Source organism: Lentzea californiensis (assembly GCF_024648825.1).
In the GTDB taxonomy this organism is placed as follows: domain Bacteria; phylum Actinomycetota; class Actinomycetes; order Mycobacteriales; family Pseudonocardiaceae; genus Lentzea; species Lentzea californiensis.
This window is the reverse complement of sequence record NZ_JANBBE010000016.1, coordinates 1-17,669: the sequence shown is the minus strand read 5'-3', so window position 1 is coordinate 17,669 and position 17,669 is coordinate 1. Positions and strand designations below refer to the sequence as shown.

The following is a 17,669-nucleotide window of genomic DNA, read 5'->3' as shown; positions in this document are numbered from 1 at the left end:
CTCCTCCTCGACGGAGCCGGGGGCTTCTGCATTCACGACTGGTGGACCAGCGTTTCCGGCGTCTGGCCGGTGACCCACGCCTTGGCGAGCTTGCCGGCGGCCGCGCGGAAGATCCCGTCGGCGTTGCCGTCGTCGGGGAGGATCGTCTCGGTCTGCTTGTCCAGGACGAGGTGGCGCGCCGTGCCGCCGTCGGTGTGGAACCGGTAGCGGACGGACGTCGCCGTCTCCTCTTCCTTGTGCAGGTACACGAGCAGTGCCATCCGTACTACCTCCACGGCTTGCTGAAGTCTTCGCTCTCGTCCGCTGTGCGGCGGATGTTGGTCGCGATCTCGGTGACACCGTTGTTGCCGGCGACGAGCGCGTCGTAGGCCTGCTGCTCGATGTCCCGGGGCAACGGCGGCAGGAAGGCGCAGATCTGCCCGTACGCGGCGTCGTCCATGCTCACGGTTCGCGCGGCGTGCAGGGCCTGGCCGAGTCGTTCGGCGAGACCGTCGAGCTTGCCGGCGTGCGACCGCAGTTCGGTCGGCAGGTCGTCGCCGACCGCCGCCGCTGTCGCCTCCCGCACCTGCTGGGCGATCCGCGACTGCGCAGCCCTGATGCAGCCCATGACCAACGGCCCCAGCTCACTCGGCCGCACCGCCGCCGCGCGGTCGTCGAACCGGATGTCGAGCGGCTTTCCCGTCGCGTCGATGGTCACCGTGACGGCGCCGTTCTGGCTGGTCTCGGGCACCTGGATCCGGTCGGCCTGGGACCGCAACCGCTCCAGACGATCGGCGCGCTGCTGAAGACCTTCCACCCACTGGTCGACACCACGTTCGAGCCGCGAGATCCAGGCCGCCACGCCCGAACTGACGACCACGGCTGCCCGTCAGGCCTCCGGCACCATCACCGGCTGGTGGAGCTCGGCCGACCCGTCCTCGCGGATGAAGTAGGCGTCGATGTTCGTCGCGCGCAGCGTCACCTCGGAGCCGGCCACCAGTTCCCGGTAGCGCAGCAGGTCCGGCAGCCCGATGGCGACGGTGTCGAACGGGTGCGTCTGGCGCAGCATCAACGACCTGCGCAGCGCCTCGCTGAACGCCCAGCGGGGCGCGGCGTCGTCTCCGGGGACTTCTACCAGCGCACCTTCGAGGTGACGTTCGAGAGCGGCTCGCACGTGGTCCGCCGTGCCCCACGACGCGATGTCCGTGACAGTCATGTGTCACGTATCGGGATAAATCGCGGGATCATTAGCCGTTGGGATGTTTCGATCAGGTCATGTTCATGCGTCCTGCGATCCTGCTGGACGTCGACGGCCCGCTGAACCCGTTCCTGGCGAAGCCGACCCGGCGTCCGGCCGGCTACACCACACATCGAATCCGTCCCTACGGTTTCTTCCGGCCACTGCGCGTCTGGCTGGACCCGTCACACGGCCCGTGGCTGCTCTCGCTCGCCGCCGCGACCGGTGCTGACCTGGTGTGGGCGACGACGTGGGAACACGAGGCGAACGAGTTCATCGGACCGTGCATCGGACTGCCCGAGCTGGAGTGGATCGACTTCGGCGGCCGTGGCTCCGATCACGCCGACGGCCTCCACGGCAAGGTCGCGGCGATCACCGAGTGGGCGCGGACGCGTCCGATCGCGTGGCTGGACGACGAGTTCCAGCCACGCGACCAGGAATGGGCGGCGAGCAGGCCGGGCACGTTGCTGGTGCCGGTCGACCCGCGCAAGGGGATCGGCGTGGACCACCTGGAACGGGTCCGGGCCTTCCTCACTGGTGCAGAGCGAACTCCGCGAACTCCTGCACCCTCGCGACCGTGATGCCCTCGCGCTGTTCCACGGCGAGCGGGTGATCGGTGGGCTCGACCTCGACCAACGGCCGCACCCCGATCCCCTGCGTGTGCAGGTTGACCTTGAGGTTGAGCGTCGTGGGCTCGTAGCCGGGCAGGATCGTCGACAGCCAACCGAAGTAGGGCGGCTCGTTCACGCGGTCCGGGTCCTCGAACACCTCGATCATGCGGCCGAAGTTCGCCGGCGAGAGCGACACCCACACGCCCCACTCGAAGTCCTCGTCGGCGTCGCGCACCGGCAGCACGATGCGGCCGCGCACGAAGAAGTGCTCGTTCTCGATCACGCACTGCTCCCCCGAGAGGAAGCTGCCGGGCTTCTCGGCGACGTCCGGCGACCAGTACACGGGCGCGGCCATCGAGTAGCCGGACGGAAGGCCTTCGTGCACCTCACCACAGCGAGAACAGGTGAACCCCGGAGAGATCATGGCGACCAGCCTAGAGTCGCCGGCCTGCCTGCTCCGCTCAGACCTGACGGATGGGCACCACCTCGACGAGCCGCCCGACGTCCTTGAAGTCCTTGACGTTCATGGTCAGCACCGGCAGGCCCGCGACCGCCGCCGTGGCCGCGATCTGCAGGTCCATCCGCCGCGGGCGCGGGCTCCGGCCGGCCCGCCGCACCAACGAGGCCATCTGCCCGTAGACCTTGGCCTCCTCGACACCGAACGGCAGCACCTCGAACGTCTGCAGCGCCGCGTAATACCGTTCCGTGCGCGCGAACCGCTCGACCGGGTCCTCGGTGTCGAGCCCGAACGCGAGCTCCGCGATCGTGACGGCGCTCAGGAACGGCTGGGCGTTCACGTACTCACCCAGGTTCGCCCGCTCGAGCCTGATCAGCACACAGGTGTCGAGCAGACAGCTCAGCTCTGCCACGGGTCGTCCAGCGGGTCGTCGGCGCCGAACACCTCGTCGGCCGCGCGGCGGTCGGCCTCCCACCGGTCCGCGTCGACCGGCGGCAGGGTGCCGAACAGCACCTGGACGTCCCCCAGAGGCGGACGGGTCACCGCGTCCTCCCGGTACGGCGAGAGCTGGGCGACGGGCTTGTTGTTGCGGGTGACGACGAAGCTCTCACCCGCCTCGACGCGCCGCATGATCTCCGCGTTGTCGTTGCGGAGCTCACGCTGGCCGATGGCTTTGAGCTGCTGCATGCCACCACCGTAGCGCAAAATGCAGAAAAGTGCTACGGAGTAGCTACAGCGCTGCCGGGCTACCCGGACGGCATGATCAGGGTCGGCACGTCGGGCTGGCGCTACCCCGAGTGGCGCGACGACTTCTACCGCGGCGTCCCCCAGCGGCTGTGGCTGAACCACCTCGCCACCCACGTGGACACGATCGAGATCAACAGCTCCTTCTACCGCCTGCAACCGGCGTCGAACTACCGCAAGTGGGTCGCCGAGACCCCACCGGACTTCGTCTTCGCCGTCAAGGGCCCGAAGCTGATCACGCACGTCAAACGCCTGCGCGACATCGAAGACCCGCTCAAGACGTTCACCGAATCGCTTGCGCTGGGCCCGAAGCAGGGACCGGTCATCTGGCAGCTGCCGCCATCACTGCGCTTCGACCGCGCGACGATCCAGGACTTCCTCGCCGCGCTCCCGCAAGGCCGGCACGCGCTCGAACCACGCCACGAGTCGTTTCGCACGGACGCCTACTTCGACTTACTCCACGCGCACAACGTCGCTCACGTCGTGTCGGACGCACCGACTTTCCCGTGCATCGAGGCCGTGACGGCCGACTTCGCCTACGTGCGCCTGCACGGCCACGACGAGCTGTACATCAGCTCCTACGACGACGAACAGCTCGACGAGTGGGCCGGGAAGATCCGCGAGTGGGACCGCGACACCTACCTCTACTTCGACAACACCATGCACGGCGCCGCTCCCGTGAACGCGCTGAGCCTCATGGCCCGCTCCACGTCCGCAACGCGGCGGTGAGCGTCTCCGGGTCGGCCACCCACGCGACGTGACCGTCCGGTCTGATCAGCATCCCGCCGAGCTCGTCCAGCAGCACCGGCCGGCCGGGACGCAGCAACTCGGCGACGGTCGTGGACCTGCCGCCGACCTCCACCGCGAGGTTCGGTGCCAGCCGCCCGAGCAACGGGTGGTCGCCCGGTATACGAGGGTCATACCGCGTGTCGACACCCGTGACCAGCTCCGCGAGGTACGTGCCTGCCGCCGCACCCAGCTCTGCGACAAGCTCTCGCACCGGCGAGAGGTCCTCACGGCCGAGCAACGACTGCGCCCGCGCCGTGCGCACCACGCGTGCACCGACCGGATGCCGTTCGTCGTGGTAGGTCTGCAGCAGGCCGTCGGGCGCGCGGCCCGACACGGTCGCGGCCAGTTTCCAGCCGAGGTTCATCGCGTCGGCGAGCGCCACGTTCACGCCGACCGCCCCCGCTGGCGGGTGTACGTGCGCGGAGTCCCCGGCGAGGACCACCCGGCCCCGCACGTAGCTCTCCGCCTGCCGGGCGGCGTCGGAGAACCTGCTGAGCCACAGTGGTCTTCCGAGCGGCACCTCCCGGCCGAGCCGGGCGTTCAGCAGTTCCCGCACGTACCCGAGCTCGACCGGCCCGGTGCGCGGTTCCGGCTCGTCGAGCACGATCCGCACGTACCCCGGCCGCGGCAGCACGAACACCTCCCCCGTCGCCAGCGCGTCGAAGTCGGCCTCGACGTCCGCGATCAGTCCGTACGACGTCGCGTTCACGCCGGGAAAGCCGATGCCGGCCCGCTTGCGCACCGTGCTGCGGCTGCCGTCGCACCCGACCAGGTACGAGGCGCGCCACCGCTCCTCGCCGACGACGACGTCGACACCGTCGGCGTCCTGCGAGAAGTCCACGACCTCGTGTCCCCACCGCACGCGCACACCGAGTTCGGCGAGCCACTCCTCCAGCAACTCCTCGACGCGGTTCTGCCCGATGCCGAGCGCGTACGGGTGGTCGGTGTCCATGGCCGAGAAGTCGAGCCCCATGCCCGGCAGGAACATCCCATACGGCACAACGGGTCCCTCGGCGAGGAACCGCTCGGCGAGCCCGCGCCGGTCGAGCAACTCCAGGCTGCGCACGGACAACGTGAAGCCACGCGGGTGCGCGAACCGTCTGGGCGCCGCGTCCACCACGGTCACTTCGACACCGGCCAGCGCCAGTTCGGCCGCCACCACCAACCCAGCCGGGCCCGCGCCGGCGACCAGGACGGTCATGACTCCTCCGGCCACGGAAGACGCCCGGACTCGACGTCGCCGATGATCTCCCCGACCCACCCCAGCTCGGCCTCGGCCATACGCACCGCGTACTCGACCTCCACCACGAACAGCCGCGGCACCTGCTCCAGCGCGTCCCGGTGAGAGCCTCGCATCTCCTCCAGCGACGTCCGCAACCGCTCCGCCCGTTCCCGCAACGCCTCCACCGCACCACGGGGTCCCAGCGCACCGAGGTAGCTGACGGCGGAGAGGAACTTCGGGAACTCGGGCTGCGGTTCGCGCACCAGCCGGTCTACCCAGCGGGTGAACTCCTCCCGTCCCACCTCGGTGAGCCCGTAGACGGTGCGTTCCGGCCGGGCACCGACCTTCACCGTCTCGCGTGCCTCGATCCACCCCTCACGCATGAGCGCGCGCACCACGTCGTAGAGCGAACCTGTCGTGACTTTGAAAGCCCGGTCCAAGCCGCGTTCGCGCAACGTCGCCGCCATCGCGTGCGGGTGCAACGGTGACTCCAGCAGCAGTCCCAGCACCGCCATACCCAGCGGATTCTTCATCACTCGGCTCCGATCGCTCGAAACCGAGTATTTGCGGCGCGGTCCGGGTTGTCAACTAGCCTGTTCAGATATGAGAACGATTCGCGTCTTGGCTCCCCTGCTCCTGGCCGCGAGTCTCGTGGCTCCCGTGCAAGCGCATGCGGAGGAGGCGGCCTGGACCGGCCCCCTCAGCACCCGAGGCCGGTGGATCGTCGACGCACACGGCGACCGCTTCAAGCTCAAGTCCGGCAACTGGCACGGTGCGAGCGGCACCTACACCGGATCCGGCGACATCAACGACCCCGCCAACCACCACTCCGGCGAGAAGGCCGACCAGGTCCCGCTCGGCCTCGACCGCGCGGCCATGGCCACGATCATCAGTAGTTTCAAGGAGATCGGCGTCAACAGCGTCAGGCTGCCGTTCTCCAACCAGATGATCAAGGACACCAACCCCGTCCACGGGCTGAAAGACGCGCAGCTCAACGGAAAGCGGCCGCTCGAGGTCTACGACGCGGTCGTGGCGGAGCTGACCCGCAACAACCTCGCCGTCATCCTCAACAACCACACCACGACGTCCCGGTGGTGCTGCGGCGTCGACGGCAACGAGCGGTGGAACACCAGCCAGAGCACCGACCAGTGGATCGGCGACTGGGCGTTCATGGCCGACCGCTACAAGGCGAACAAGCGCGTGGTCGGCGCGGACCTCTACAACGAGGTGCGCCGCAACGTCTGGGACGACCCGAACTGGGGCTGGGGCAACGACCACGACTGGCACAAGGCCTCCCAGCAGGCCGCCGACCGCCTCCAGCAGACCGCGCCCGACCTGCTCGTCATCGTCGAGGGCATCAACTGGACGGGCATCCCCGTCGACGGCTTCGCGCACGGCCGGCCGACGCTGGAGCCGGCGCGCTTCCTCAGCCACACGCTCGCCAACCCCGCCAAGCTCGTCTACTCCGCCCACTTCTACGGCTACACCGGACCGAACCACAGCGGTGCCACCGGAATCGGCGAGACGACCGACCCCCGCTACCAGGACCTCTCGCCGCAGGAGCACGTCAACGTCCTGCAGCGCCAGGCCTTCTTCATCACCGAGGCGCAAAAGCACTTCACCGCACCGCTGTGGATCAGCGAGTTCGGCGTCGGCGGCCGCGGAGAGAACAACCCCAAGGCGCGCGACTGGTTCGAGCGGTTCGTGGACCAGCTGATCGCCAACGACACCGACTTCGCCTACTGGCCGCTGGTCGGCTTCCACACCGACCGCGGTGGCAACGGATGGGCGTTGCTGCACTGGGACGCGGCCGGCAACCGCATGGGCGTCAACGACGGCGACGACTGGCGGGCCGGCGCGTGGAACCGCCTCGTCAGCGCGCCGAGCCGCACCGGGCAGGTCCCGCAGGAGACCCGGTGGAACCAGCTCCTCAAGGAGTCCTGCCCGCAGAGCCAGAAGCTCGCCGGCATCAGCCACACCGGCAACCGCGGCCTGTGCGTCAGCGGTCCACAGTGGAGCGGCACGACCAGGGTCACCGACGAGCAGCACGTGACCAACGACTGGGCGTCCGGCTACACGAAGCTGCAGTGCCCGAACAACAACGCGGCCGTCGGGTACGCGAACTTCACGCTGGTCTGCGCACCGGTCGCCACCGGATCGACCAGCCGCGTCCTCTGGTTCGACCGCGGCGACAACCGGCCTGACCAGGGTGGCGACTGGGCCAACGGGCACTACAAGGGTCAGTGCGCGCAGGACGAGCACATCGCCGGCGTCGCCTACAACTGGCGCAGGACCCCGGACGCGTTGCTCTGCCGGAAGTGAAGCCCCAGGTGTTCAAGGAACGCGGCCGCGGGATCTTCGACCTCCGTCGAGGTCTTGCGGCCGTTCTCCGTCAGCACGACCTTCTTGTCCGTCACGGTGATCCGCCCTGCTGGTAGCGCGAGCGACGCCATCGGCCCGGCACGGAAGTGCGACTCCGGCGCGGTCTGGTGCCACCAGCAGGTCGGCACGAACTCGGCGAGGTCACGCGGCCGGCGTTCGAGCCGGTAGGAGGGCTTGCCGTTCATCAGCACCTCCACGTCGTCGCCGGAGTCCACGAGCCGGAACACGCCGTACGGGTCGTGCTGGTCCTCTCGCGACTTCCACTCGAGCGGGTGCAGCATGAACGCCCCGAACCCGACGTCGGCGAGCCAGGTGCCGTCCACGAGCAGTGCCATGTGGTCGAGCGGCGGGCCGAGCCGCTGCTGCTCGCCCACCGTCCGCGCGGCGAGCAGGTCGACGTTGTGTCCCAAGTGCCGCAACAGCTCCGCGAACATCCCGTTGAGCTCGTAGCAGAACCCGCCGCGCCGCTGCGTCACGATCTTGTCGTGGAGCCACGGGACCTCCAGCACGATCCGGGTGTCCATGTGCGTGTAGAGGTTCTCGAACGGGACGCTCAGCAGGTGCCGTTCGTGCAGCTCTGCCAACGACGACGTGCGAGAGGCACCGATGCGCTGTAGGTAGTCGTCCACCGTGCCACGATATCCGCATGGGCGAGGTCAGGATCGGGACTTCGGGGTGGGTCTACCCGCCCTGGCGCGGTGTGTTCTACCCCAAGGGCGTCACGCAGAAGCGCGAGCTGGCCTACCTCAGCGAGCAGCTGGGATCGGTCGAGATCAACGGCTCCTTCTACTCGCTGCAACGCCCGTCCAGCTACCAGAAGTGGGCCGCCGACACACCGGACGACTTCGTGTTCTCGGTCAAGGGCAGCCGTTTCATCACGCACATGAAGCGCCTGAAGGACGGCAACGAGCTGCTCTCGAACTACCTCGCGTCCGGAGTCCTCGCCCTGGGTCCGAAACTCGGCCCGATCCTCTGGCAGCTCCCGCCCACGCTGCAGTTCGACGCGGACCTGCTCACGAGCTTCTTCGAGGGCCTGCCCCGCACCACCACCGAGGCCGCCGAGGTCGCGAAACGCCACGACCACCGCGTCGATCCGGCCCACACCACCACCGACGCCGAACGGCCGATGCGCTACGCCCTCGAAGTGCGCCACGACAGCTTCAAGACGCCGGAGTTCATCGAGTTGCTCCGGCGCCACGACATCGCGCTGGTGGTCGCGGACGCGGCCGGCAAGTACCCGTTGATCGAAGAGGTGACGAGCGACTTCGTCTACGTCCGGCTGCACGGCCACGACGAGCTCTACGTCAGCGGCTACACCGGCGAGGGCCTCGACCAGTGGGCGGAGAAGGTCCGCGCCTGGCGGCGGCAGGGCGACGTGTTCGTCTACTTCGACAACGACGCGAAGGCCTACGCCCCGCGCGACGCCAGGGCGTTGCAAGATCGTCTGGCCGATTGAGCCGAATGGACGCACACTCTTCTCCGACGGAGGTGCGCCCATGTCGACGAAGAGCATCATCGCCGCCCTGGTGGTCACTGCGGGCGCGGTCGCCTCCAGTGGGATCGCTGTAGCGCAGAGTGACAAGACCTGCGACAAGGGCGAGTTCTGCGTCTGGTCGGGCGCGGAGTACACGGGAACGGTCCAGCGCCTCGACGTGGAATCGGCGAACCCCGGCGAGTGCATCACGCTCACGGTGACCGGCAAGTCCTTCGCCAACCGCCTGAGCAGGGACGCGACCGTCTACCAGCGCGAGAACTGCTCGACCGAGGCCGAGTTCACGACCTATCCGAAGCACGGCACCTACGTACCGGACGCCTACTTCGTGATCAGGGGCCTGCAGGTGTGGGGTCCCTAACGACGCAGACCTACTTTAGTCACCCTATGTAACACCACTCGATCGTGTGAGTACTCGTCAGTAGGTCCCCTTTCGTGCCTAAGTTGCCGCCCTATCGAGTGGTGGCAGCTGGAGGAAATGTGACCGTGGCGGGTGAAGCCGGGTTACTCGAACTGATGGCCGGGCGACTGGCCAAAGACGATCTCACCCCACGTGCGGCAGAACTGGTGCTGGCGGCGTGCCGGGGCGAGACGGCTCTGGAGCGCGCGCTCGCCGGTGTGCCCTCACGAGAAGAGGCCCCGAGAGAGCGGACCGACGGCCCTGGCCAGGAGATCTTCGTGTCGGAGATCCGGGTGCGCGGCTTCCGCGGCATCGGCCCCCAGGCACGTCTGCCGCTGGCGCCGGGTCCAGGACTGACCGTCGTCACCGGACGCAACGGCTCGGGCAAGTCGAGCTTCGCCGAGGCCGCCGAACTGGCGCTGACCGGCTACAACTCGCGCTGGACCCGAGCACGGCACGACGTGTGGCGGCAGGGCTGGCGCAACCTGCACCAGAGGGACACCGCCGTCGAACTGGAGCTCGTCCAGGCCACTCGGACGGACAGGACGACGATCCGAAGACAGTGGGCACCGCAGGACGACCTGGCGCAGGGCGAGTGGACGCAGGACAACAGGCCGTTCGACGACAGCAAGTGGCACGAGGCGCTGGAGACCTACCGGCCGTTCCTGCCCTACAGCGAACTGGGGACCGTTCTCGACGCACAACCCGAGGACCTCTACGAGGCGATGCACCGCCTCTTGGGCCTGGAAGCGATCACCGAGGCACAGCAGGCGCTCGCCGAGCACCGCAAACGTCTCGCCGAGATCGTCGCCCGCCCTCACGACCGGCGGGAACGCGTGCGCACGGAACTGCTGGCGTCCCAGGACGAACGCGCCCGCCGCGCCGCCGCACTGCTCGGCAGCGACTCCCCCGACCTCGACGCCATCGCGGACCTCGCGCTCGGCGCGGACGTCGGCACCGGCACGAACCTGCTGCACCAGATCGTGGACGTGGCGCTGCCGCCCGACGACGAGGTCGACCGGGTCCGCGAGACGCTGGACCTGGCACTCGGCGCAGTCACCGCGGTGGCCACGGCGAACGCGCAGGACTCGTTGCGGTGCAGCGAGATCCTGCGGCTCGCGATCCAGCTGCAGGAGTCGGGCGGCGGTCAGACGTGCCCGGTGTGCGATCTCGGCCGGCTCGACGGGTTGTGGCTCGGCAAGGCCAAGGAACGCGCCGAGCACCTCGCCAGGGCCGCCGCCGAACTGCACGAGGCCGCCGACCGCCTGGACCTCGCCGTCGCGGCCACGCGGGCGTTGTGCCTGCCGGCGCCCGAGGTCCTGGCCGAGGCGCAGGGCGTGCTCGACACGACGACCGTGCTGCAGGCCTGGCACGCGTGGGAGTCCTGCGTCTCGATCGACGACCCGGTGCGGCTGCGCCAGGAGTTGTTCGACCGGTACGCGGACCTCGTGCGGGGCGTGGACCAGCTGAAGGCCGTGGCGCGCGAACAGATCGACCGGCGTGACCTGGTGTGGCGGCCGATGGCGATCGCGTTGTTCGAGTGGCATTCGCAGGCGCAGCAAGCGATTGCCGACGCCGAGGTGCTCGCCGACGTGACGGAGGCGGAGAACTGGATCCGCAAGACCGCGGCCACGCTGCGGTCCGAGCGGATCGCGCCGTTCGCCAAGGAGTCCCAGCGGATCTGGCAGCGGTTGCGCCAGCAGAGCAACGTCGACCTGGGCGCGGTGCGGCTCGGCGGCACCCGCAACGTCGAGCTGGACGTGTCGGTCGACGGCGTCTCGAACTCGGCGCTCGCGGTGATGAGCCAGGGCGAACTGCACTCGCTGGGGCTCGCGTTGTTCCTGCCGCGCGCGCTGGTGGACGAGAGCCCGTTCCGGTTCGTGGTGATCGACGACCCGGTGCAGGCGATGGACCCGACCAAGGTGGACGGTCTCGCGCAGGTGCTCGCCGACGTCGGGCTGACCCGCCAGGTCGTGGTCTTCACGCACGACGAACGGCTGGTGGAGGCGTTGCGGCGGCTGCGGTTGCCGGCGACGGTCTGGGAGGTCTGCCGCAGCGAGGACTCCGTCGTGCAGGTGCGGATGTCCGACGACCCCGTCGGCCGCTGCCTGGCCGACGCCCGCGCGATGCGGGTCGACGAGGACCTGCCGGACGCGTTGCGGGCCGAGCTCGTGGCGTCGTGCTGCCGGGCGGCCCTGGAAGCGGCGTCGCACGCCCGGTTCCGCCGCGAGCGGCTCGGCCGCGGCGTACCGCACGCCGAGGTCGAGCGCCTGCTCGAGTGCGCGCTGACGACCAGGCAGAAACTCGCGCTGGCCGTCCTCGACGACCTCGCGGAACCCTCGAAGTTGTTGCCACACCTGGAGGAGGTCGTCGGATCGTGGGCGGTGGACTTGTTGCTGGCGTGCCGGGTCGGCGGCGAGAGCGGAGATTTGGACGTGCTGATCCGCGACACCGAGCTGCTCGCGGGGTGGCTGCAGCGATGAGCCTCCCCTCCGACGTCCAGGACCGGCTGACCTGCGTGGCGAACCTGCTGGCGCGCCCCGACCAGCTCGACGGCGTGCGGATCCGGTGCTGTGCCGAGCTGTTGCGCACCGCGGTGGAACGGTCGGTGGCCCGCGCCTGCGGAGCCGAGAACACCGATCAGCCCGTGCACGCGTTGCTGCTCAACCTCCCGTCCCACGTGGACGCCGACCTGGCGCACGACGCCTCCCAGCTGTGGCACGCGCTGAGCCGCGCGATCCGGCACCACGGCTACGAGCTGACCCCGACCGTCGCGGAACTGACCGGCTGGCACGCCGACACCGCTTTGGTCGCGGCGACTCTCAGGCCGACCCTGACCCTGTCCGGCAACATCGACCTCACCTGAGGGCATTGGTGAAACTGCTGCTGTTCGCGGACCTGCACCTGGACACGCGCTTTCCCAGCGCGGGCCCGGAGCGGCGTCAAGCGTTGCGTGACACGCTGGGCCACATCGTCGACCTCGCGCAGGAATCCGGCGTGGACGCGATGCTCTGCGCCGGCGACCTGTACGAGCACGATCGCTGCTCCCCTTCCACCGCGGAGTTCCTGCGGTCGTCCTTCGACTGCCCGGTACCGGTGTTCCTCGCCCCGGGCAACGACGACTGGTACGGGCCGCAGTCGGTCTACCAGCAGGTGGACTGGACGCCGAACGTGCACGTGTTCTCGTCGGAGTCGATGACACCCGTGGAGCTCTCCGACGGCATCACGCTGTGGGGTTCCGCGAACGTCGGGCCCGGCCCGGCGCGTGACGTCCTGGACGGGTTCGCGGTGAACCGCGGCGGCGTGAACCTGGCCCTGTGCCACGGTTCCACGCCCGATGACGTCGCGATCACCGGGCTGGACCACGCGTTCCTCGGGCACGTGCACACGCCGGAGCACGCCACCGACTACACGTTCCCCGGCAACCCGGATCCGCTGACACCGGGCGAGACCGGCGAGCGCGGGGCCGTTCTGTGCACGGTGAACGAGGACGGTTCGGTGTCGCGCGAGGTGTTCGACGTGTCCGCGTCGCGGTCGCTCGGCTGGCTGGACTCAGAGAAGACGTTCCCGTTGCTGGACTTCGACACCGTCGCCGCGGAACGGACCGTGCGCGGCCAGTTCGTGCGCGATGTGCTCGCCGACCCCGCTCTGGACGTGGCTCTGCGCGGCCGCGTTCTCTCGGCCGGCCTGCGCGCGCTGGAGGAACGATGAGGATCGAGTCCGTCACCGCGCACGCGTTCGGGCCGTTGCACGACCGCACGTTGTCGTTGGCGCCTGGGCTGACCGTGGTGTCGGGCGCGAACGAGTCCGCGAAGTCGTCGTGGCACGCCGCGATCCGCGCGGCCCTGTGCGGCGATCCCTCGGCGCGGCACCGTCCGTGGCAGGGCGAGTCCTGGCGGGTGGCGGCCACGGTGTCGCTGGAGTCGGGCGAGGTCGTCGCGGTGGACCGCGACCTCAACGCCGACCTGGCTCCGGACGCAGCGCGCTGGGTCGGGCTGGACCGCACGTCGTTCGCCGCCACCGCGTGCGTGGACCAGGCGCAGCTGCTGACCGTGCTGGACGCGGCGAACGGCTTGCAGGACCACTTGCGCCGGGCGGCGGCCACCGCGGGCACGGACGGCACGGTGGAGCAGGCGCTGCAACGGCTCACCGCGCCCGTGGACGCGCTGCGGGACGCGCGGAACCGCTTGCGCGAGGCCGAAACCGACCTGACCGCGGCTCGCCGTGAGCACGCGCGTTACCTGGAACTGAGCGCGCAGGCGCGTTCGGCCGCCGCCGCGCGTGCACGCCTGGCCGTTCAGGAGCACGCGGAGTCGCTCGGCGCGATCTCCGCCAGGGTGGCCCGGCTGGCCGAGTTGCAGGAGCGCTTCGGCGACTCGCCGCCGTCCGGGATCGCGGCGCAGGAGGAACTGACCCACGTGGTCAACCGCGCGCTGGCCGCGTGGCGTGCCGCGCCGACCCCGCGCGTGCTGCCGGGCCCGTCCGCGGAGGCGCTGGAGGCCGAACTCGCGGCCCTGCCGGACTTCCCCGTCGGCGAGACCGCGCTGGACGACGAACTCCGCCTCGTGGCCTCGGCCTACGCGACCGCGTCCGCCGTCGCCGCCGCGCACCACGAACGCCGGCCGTCACCGCGGACGAACGCCGAACCGTCCGTGCTGCGCGGCCTCGCCACGCGCCTGGACCCGGCCGCCGGTGGCCGCCTGACCACGGCGTCGATCGACGTGGACAACGCCCGCCAGGCCCAGGACGAGGCAGCCGCCGTCGCGGCCCGCACCCAGGTCGAGGCCGACGTGGCGGCGGCGCACGTGCAGGAGATCGCGGTGCCGAACCCGTTCCTGCGCAACGCTCTGCTGGCCCTGAGCTGCCTCACGAGCCTGGTGGGCCTGCTGCTGTTCCTGACCGGCCAGCAACTCGCCGCCATCGGCGTCCTCGTCGCCGCCCTGGTGGCCGGTGTCGGCGGCGCGCTGTCACGCGGCAACGCCGAGCAACGCGAGACCGCCGTGACCTTCGCCGCCGAACGCGCGGCCGGCGCCGCCCAGGCGCGGAGCGTGTTGTTCAGCGCCGACCGCGCCCTGGCCGAGGCCGAGGGCCAGCGAGCGGTGGCCGCGGAAGCCGCGCGCGTGCACGACGAGGCGGTGGCCGAGTGCGCGTCGCTGGGCGTGCCGGCGGACCGCGAAACGTTGTGGCGCCTGGCCAACCGCCCCGCGTGGGAGGCCGAACACGCCGACCTGGTGTCCGAGGTGGCCCGCACCGAGAAGGCCATCCGCGTGGAACTCGCCGCACGCGGCAAGTCCGACGCCGCGATGACCGTGCCGGACCTCCTGGTGGACTACGAGACGGACTGCAAGGTGCGCGCCCGCCAGGCGTCGATCGCCGCCCAGCGCCCCCAGCTGTCCCAAACCCTGGCAGACCGCCGCCTCGCCGAGGCCACCGTCGCCGAGGCGACCGCCGCGCACACCCGAGCCCTGGACCTGCTGCGCGAAGCCGTCACCGCGATCGGCGGCACCGGCGACCGCCCGGAGGACCTCCTGCGCGCGATCGCCGAGTGGCAACGCGGCTGGGACCGCCTGCTGCGCGAGGCCGAGGACGAACGCAACGCGTGGGCAGAACTCCAATCCTTGATCGCCGCAGGCACCCTGAACGACCTGGAAGCCACCCGCTCAGCCGCCCAGAACCACCACGCCACCCTGCTGGAGGCAGCCGCCCGCTACGCCGCCTGCGACCCGGTGGACCCGGCCCTGGCCTCCACCGCGGACTCCCTGGCGGCCACCGTCGCCGAACTGGCCCGCGCCCTGCCGAGCGTCCCGGACGCCGAAGAGGCAGTGCAGGCCGCCACCGCGGTCCTCACCGAGGTGAGCGCCGAAGTGGAAGCCATCGGCCTAGCCTCCCGCTACCTGACCGCGGCCCGCGAAAAGGTGCACAGCACCATCGCCCCAGCCCTGGAGAACACACTCCGGACATGGCTGCCTTCAGTGACCGACGGCCGTTACGTGGACGCCGCCGTGGACCCGTCGACCCTGACCGTGCGCGTGTGCGCGGCCTCCGAGTCGTGGCACCAGGCCTCACGCCTGTCCCTCGGCACCGCGGAACAGATCTACCTGCTGCTGCGCGTCGCCCTCGCCCAGCACCTCGCCACCGAGTCCTGCCCACTGCTGCTGGACGACGTCACCGTGCAGGCCGACGACGCCCGCACCCGTGCCGTGCTGGACCTGCTGCTGCAGCTGTCCGCCGACCGGCAGATCGTTCTGTTCGCGCAGGACGTGGCGGTGGCCGAGTGGGCGCAGGAGCGGCTGGGTGAGCGGGACTTGCTGCACCAGCTCACCCCGGTGGCGGCCTGACCGGGAGAAAGGCCGCTGGTGCGGTGCCCTGGACTCGGTCCGGGGCACCGCACCACCACTTGCGGTTCGCCTTCGGCAGTTGCCCGTGCTCCGGGCACAAGTGCCAGAACCAACCGTCGACGAACAACGCGATCCGCGTCTCTCCCAACAGAACGTCGACACGTCTCCGGCGGTACAGCTCTCGCCTCACTGCAGTTCCGGCGCGGTGCCGACACGGCAGTGCGGCGCATGACCAGCAGTTTCCCGGAAATGTCAGACCCCGTCGCTACCGTCGTCCCATGACCAACGCCGCCTTCCGCAAGCTCACCCCCACCGCCGACGACAGGCTCGCCGACCTGGGCCTGCGCACCGCGATCCTGGACCGGGCGATCGCCGCCGGTATCGACGCGCGCGCCGCCTCGCCGCCGTTCGGGCCCACCAACGCGCCAGGGCTGCTCGACTGGATCCACCGGGTGGGCACGCTGCGGCAGCTGCTGGCGGCGGAGGGGTGGCAGCGCCTCGACCACTGGAACGCGGGGCTGATCCGGCACCCGTCGCGCCCGGTGCTGCTCGGCACGTTGCAGGGCAACCGGGGCACTGGGTCGCCGGAGGCGCCGTTGCGCAGCGACTACGCGAAGGGGCCTGCCCTCGCGGCGATGATGCGGGACAACGACCACGACCAGTTCGCGCTGTTCGAGGGCGCGCGCACCGAGGGGCTGAAGTTGTGGTTCCTGGTGACGTACCCGTTGCAGCTCGAAGACCGGCTCGTGGTGTTGCGCGAGGTGTCGCAGCCGGAGCCGACGCCGCAGAACCAGATCATCGAGCGGTGGGCACACCGGATTCCGTTGCCGCCGATGGAGTTCCCGCAACTGAAGGCGCCCAACGTGGACGGTCCGGAGGAGGTGGACTTCCCGATCGCGCTGCGGGGGTGATCCACTCCCTAACAGCGGCGCGGACGAACGACGTCAGTCCGGCACTCGCATCGCAGTAGCACCAAAGTTCGTCCGCCTCGAAGAGCGGCCCAGTACCCCGCTCAGCGGACGGATGCGTGCGTTCAACTCTGAAAACGCTGACCAGTCTCACCCGCGCAATCGTCGACGCCAGCCGACTCCATGTCACCACGGATACCGCCTGGTTCTGCCATAACGAACGATCTCAACCACTAGCAAGGTGTGTTCTGGCGTGCGTGATCACCACGTTCCCAAGGAACAGCTGACGTTCCAGCCAGCCGATTCCGCGAGGCGACAGCCCTCCGCCGCACAAGAGAGCACGGTCGTTCACTCGCGCCACCCTGGAAAGGCCTGACCGGACAGTTTGTTCGACACGGGCGAACGATAAATGCCTGTCGCCAGCGTCGCCGGTGAGCCGATGCCAGGTGACGTACCCGAGCAACCTGTTAGGTATCCATCGCCTCTAGATGACTGATTCCAAGGGGTCAGTGGTCGTAGGCGGTCAATGACCGCATGACTGGCTGCCCGGTCTTGTCGTTGTGCCAGATCGCGGTGGTCAGCGCCAGAACCCGTTGCAGGACACGGACTATGACTCCGGCTGGAGTGCGTCCGCCGTGCTGCTCCAGGTCGAGCTGTCCTTTGAAGGTCTGGTTGATCGACTCGATGGTCTGGCGCAGTGGCTTGAACAACCGTGCGCCAGGCCGCTCGGGCTCGCCCTTGCGAGCCGGTCGCAGCAACTCGATCCCTGCCTCGGCCAGGTCGCGTTCGAAGGCCTTGCCGTAGTAGTTCTTGTCGCCGATCAGGGTCTGGCCTGGCCGCTCGTGAACCAGCGCGGGCTCGGCGGCGAAAATCCCGAGCAGGGTCTGACGCTCGTCGGCCTTGGCACCGGTCAACGCGAAGGCGACCGGCAAGCCGCCCAGCGTGCACACCAGGTGCAGCCGCAGGCCCCAGAAGTAGCGAGAGTGGGAGGCGCAATACCCGTACTGCGCCCATCCGGCCAGATCAGAGCGTTTCGCGGTCTCCCGCGAGCGGCCGCATTCCACCGGGGTCGAGTCGACCACCCACACGTCATCGGTCCACAGCGTGGTG

20 protein-coding genes are annotated in these 17,669 nt (G+C 69.7%); 10 read left to right on the top strand and 10 right to left on the bottom strand.

Going from position 1 to position 17,669, the window contains the following annotated elements; translation table 11 throughout:
* Positions 1-32 precede the first annotated feature (32 nt).
* From LX88_RS38275 to LX88_RS38265, 3 genes are read right to left on the bottom strand one after another with little or no spacing between them, the layout of a single operon-like run.
* Positions 33-260: a hypothetical protein gene (locus LX88_RS38275; RefSeq protein ID WP_258952643.1), complete on the bottom strand. Its 228-nt coding sequence runs from the start codon at positions 258-260 to the stop codon at positions 33-35.
* A gap of 5 nt (positions 261-265) precedes the next feature.
* A complete protein-coding gene (locus LX88_RS38270; protein ID WP_258952642.1) occupies positions 266-859 on the bottom strand; it encodes a YbaB/EbfC family nucleoid-associated protein in 594 nt (197 codons plus the stop codon).
* 9 nt (positions 860-868) lie between these two features.
* Complete coding sequence (locus LX88_RS38265) at positions 869-1,195, bottom strand: hypothetical protein (RefSeq protein ID WP_090069230.1); 327 nt, start codon at positions 1,193-1,195, stop codon at positions 869-871.
* Positions 1,196-1,254: 59 nt separating this feature from the next.
* Here LX88_RS38265 and LX88_RS38260 point away from each other — a divergent pair, with 59 nt between their 5' ends.
* Positions 1,255-1,797 carry an HAD domain-containing protein gene (locus LX88_RS38260; RefSeq protein WP_258952641.1) on the top strand — a complete coding sequence of 181 codons (543 nt, stop codon included), beginning with the start codon at positions 1,255-1,257 and terminating at the stop codon, positions 1,795-1,797.
* Here LX88_RS38260 and LX88_RS38255 read toward each other — a convergent pair.
* Genes LX88_RS38255 through LX88_RS38245 form a run of 3 tightly spaced genes read right to left on the bottom strand, consistent with a single transcriptional unit; the run spans position 1,748 to position 2,971 of the window.
* The gene (locus LX88_RS38255; RefSeq protein ID WP_258952640.1) at positions 1,748-2,251 is read right to left on the bottom strand and encodes a DUF2199 domain-containing protein; all 504 of its coding nucleotides are present in this window, start codon (positions 2,249-2,251) and stop codon (positions 1,748-1,750) included. The genes LX88_RS38260 and LX88_RS38255 overlap by 50 nt on opposite strands.
* A 37-nt stretch (positions 2,252-2,288) precedes the next feature.
* The gene (locus LX88_RS38250; RefSeq protein WP_245983624.1) at positions 2,289-2,696 is read right to left on the bottom strand and encodes a type II toxin-antitoxin system VapC family toxin; all 408 of its coding nucleotides are present in this window, start codon (positions 2,694-2,696) and stop codon (positions 2,289-2,291) included.
* On the bottom strand, positions 2,684-2,971 hold the full coding sequence (locus tag LX88_RS38245; protein WP_258952639.1) for a type II toxin-antitoxin system Phd/YefM family antitoxin: 288 nt from the start codon (positions 2,969-2,971) through the stop codon (positions 2,684-2,686). Before LX88_RS38245 ends, LX88_RS38250 begins: the two co-directional genes overlap by 13 nt.
* Positions 2,972-3,043: 72 nt before the next feature.
* Here LX88_RS38245 and LX88_RS38240 point away from each other — a divergent pair, with 72 nt between their 5' ends.
* Entirely contained in the window at positions 3,044-3,757 is a 714-nt protein-coding gene (locus LX88_RS38240; protein ID WP_258952638.1) for a DUF72 domain-containing protein, read from the top strand.
* On the opposite strand, the gene LX88_RS38235 is transcribed toward LX88_RS38240, so the two are convergent.
* Positions 3,723-5,018, bottom strand: a complete 1,296-nt coding sequence (locus tag LX88_RS38235) for an FAD-dependent monooxygenase (protein ID WP_258952637.1) — start codon at positions 5,016-5,018, stop codon at positions 3,723-3,725. The genes LX88_RS38240 and LX88_RS38235 overlap by 35 nt on opposite strands.
* Positions 5,015-5,572 carry a PadR family transcriptional regulator gene (locus LX88_RS38230; RefSeq protein ID WP_258952636.1) on the bottom strand — a complete coding sequence of 186 codons (558 nt, stop codon included), beginning with the start codon at positions 5,570-5,572 and terminating at the stop codon, positions 5,015-5,017. The genes LX88_RS38235 and LX88_RS38230 overlap by 4 nt, the downstream gene beginning before the upstream one ends.
* An 88-nt stretch (positions 5,573-5,660) precedes the next feature.
* On the opposite strand from LX88_RS38230, the gene LX88_RS38225 reads away from it, so the two are divergent.
* On the top strand, positions 5,661-7,361 hold the full coding sequence (locus LX88_RS38225) for a glycoside hydrolase family 5 protein (protein WP_307791891.1): 1,701 nt from the start codon (positions 5,661-5,663) through the stop codon (positions 7,359-7,361).
* Here LX88_RS38225 and LX88_RS38220 read toward each other — a convergent pair.
* Entirely contained in the window at positions 7,316-8,050 is a 735-nt protein-coding gene (locus LX88_RS38220; protein WP_258952634.1) for an arylamine N-acetyltransferase family protein, read from the bottom strand. The genes LX88_RS38225 and LX88_RS38220 overlap by 46 nt on opposite strands.
* A 17-nt stretch (positions 8,051-8,067) precedes the next feature.
* Here LX88_RS38220 and LX88_RS38215 point away from each other — a divergent pair, with 17 nt between their 5' ends.
* The 7 genes from LX88_RS38215 (at position 8,068) to LX88_RS38185 (ending at position 16,562) form a co-directional block, all read left to right on the top strand.
* On the top strand, positions 8,068-8,877 hold the full coding sequence (locus LX88_RS38215; RefSeq protein ID WP_258952633.1) for a DUF72 domain-containing protein: 810 nt from the start codon (positions 8,068-8,070) through the stop codon (positions 8,875-8,877).
* A 40-nt stretch (positions 8,878-8,917) separates the two neighbouring features.
* On the top strand, positions 8,918-9,274 hold the full coding sequence (locus LX88_RS38210) for a peptidase inhibitor family I36 protein (protein ID WP_090069218.1): 357 nt from the start codon (positions 8,918-8,920) through the stop codon (positions 9,272-9,274).
* Between the two features lie 119 nt (positions 9,275-9,393).
* Complete coding sequence (locus tag LX88_RS38205; protein WP_258952632.1) at positions 9,394-11,796, top strand: AAA family ATPase; 2,403 nt, start codon at positions 9,394-9,396, stop codon at positions 11,794-11,796.
* Entirely contained in the window at positions 11,793-12,179 is a 387-nt protein-coding gene (locus LX88_RS38200; protein WP_258952631.1) for a hypothetical protein, read from the top strand. Before LX88_RS38205 ends, LX88_RS38200 begins: the two co-directional genes overlap by 4 nt.
* An 8-nt stretch (positions 12,180-12,187) precedes the next feature.
* Complete coding sequence (locus LX88_RS38195; RefSeq protein ID WP_258952630.1) at positions 12,188-13,024, top strand: metallophosphoesterase family protein; 837 nt, start codon at positions 12,188-12,190, stop codon at positions 13,022-13,024.
* Positions 13,021-15,651: an AAA family ATPase gene (locus LX88_RS38190; RefSeq protein ID WP_258952629.1), complete on the top strand. Its 2,631-nt coding sequence runs from the start codon at positions 13,021-13,023 to the stop codon at positions 15,649-15,651. Before LX88_RS38195 ends, LX88_RS38190 begins: the two co-directional genes overlap by 4 nt.
* 278 nt (positions 15,652-15,929) lie before the next feature.
* A complete protein-coding gene (locus LX88_RS38185) occupies positions 15,930-16,562 on the top strand; it encodes a hypothetical protein (RefSeq protein WP_258952628.1) in 633 nt (210 codons plus the stop codon).
* Positions 16,563-17,065: 503 nt separating this feature from the next.
* Here the strand turns inward: LX88_RS38185 and LX88_RS38180 are convergent.
* On the bottom strand, positions 17,066-17,669 hold a 604-nt coding region (locus tag LX88_RS38180; protein WP_258952627.1), incomplete at its 5' end, for an IS982 family transposase.

Excerpts from the sequence above, each read along its gene's own strand:
- LX88_RS38260 (WP_258952641.1), top strand. The coding sequence starts at position 1,255 with ATGTTCATGCGTCCTGCGATCCTGCTGGACGTCGACGGCCCGCTGAAC.
- LX88_RS38215 (WP_258952633.1), top strand. The coding sequence starts at position 8,068 with ATGGGCGAGGTCAGGATCGGGACTTCGGGGTGGGTCTACCCGCCCTGG.
- LX88_RS38240 (WP_258952638.1), top strand. The coding sequence starts at position 3,044 with ATGATCAGGGTCGGCACGTCGGGCTGGCGCTACCCCGAGTGGCGCGAC.
- LX88_RS38275 (WP_258952643.1), bottom strand. The coding sequence starts at position 260 with ATGGCACTGCTCGTGTACCTGCACAAGGAAGAGGAGACGGCGACGTCC.
- LX88_RS38190 (WP_258952629.1), top strand. The coding sequence starts at position 13,021 with ATGAGGATCGAGTCCGTCACCGCGCACGCGTTCGGGCCGTTGCACGAC.
- LX88_RS38230 (WP_258952636.1), bottom strand. The coding sequence starts at position 5,572 with ATGAAGAATCCGCTGGGTATGGCGGTGCTGGGACTGCTGCTGGAGTCA.
- LX88_RS38185 (WP_258952628.1), top strand. The coding sequence starts at position 15,930 with ATGACCAACGCCGCCTTCCGCAAGCTCACCCCCACCGCCGACGACAGG.
- LX88_RS38210 (WP_090069218.1), top strand. The coding sequence starts at position 8,918 with ATGTCGACGAAGAGCATCATCGCCGCCCTGGTGGTCACTGCGGGCGCG.
- LX88_RS38235 (WP_258952637.1), bottom strand. The coding sequence starts at position 5,018 with ATGACCGTCCTGGTCGCCGGCGCGGGCCCGGCTGGGTTGGTGGTGGCG.
- LX88_RS38265 (WP_090069230.1), bottom strand. The coding sequence starts at position 1,195 with ATGACTGTCACGGACATCGCGTCGTGGGGCACGGCGGACCACGTGCGA.
- LX88_RS38200 (WP_258952631.1), top strand. The coding sequence starts at position 11,793 with ATGAGCCTCCCCTCCGACGTCCAGGACCGGCTGACCTGCGTGGCGAAC.
- LX88_RS38255 (WP_258952640.1), bottom strand. The coding sequence starts at position 2,251 with ATGATCTCTCCGGGGTTCACCTGTTCTCGCTGTGGTGAGGTGCACGAA.
- LX88_RS38245 (WP_258952639.1), bottom strand. The coding sequence starts at position 2,971 with ATGCAGCAGCTCAAAGCCATCGGCCAGCGTGAGCTCCGCAACGACAAC.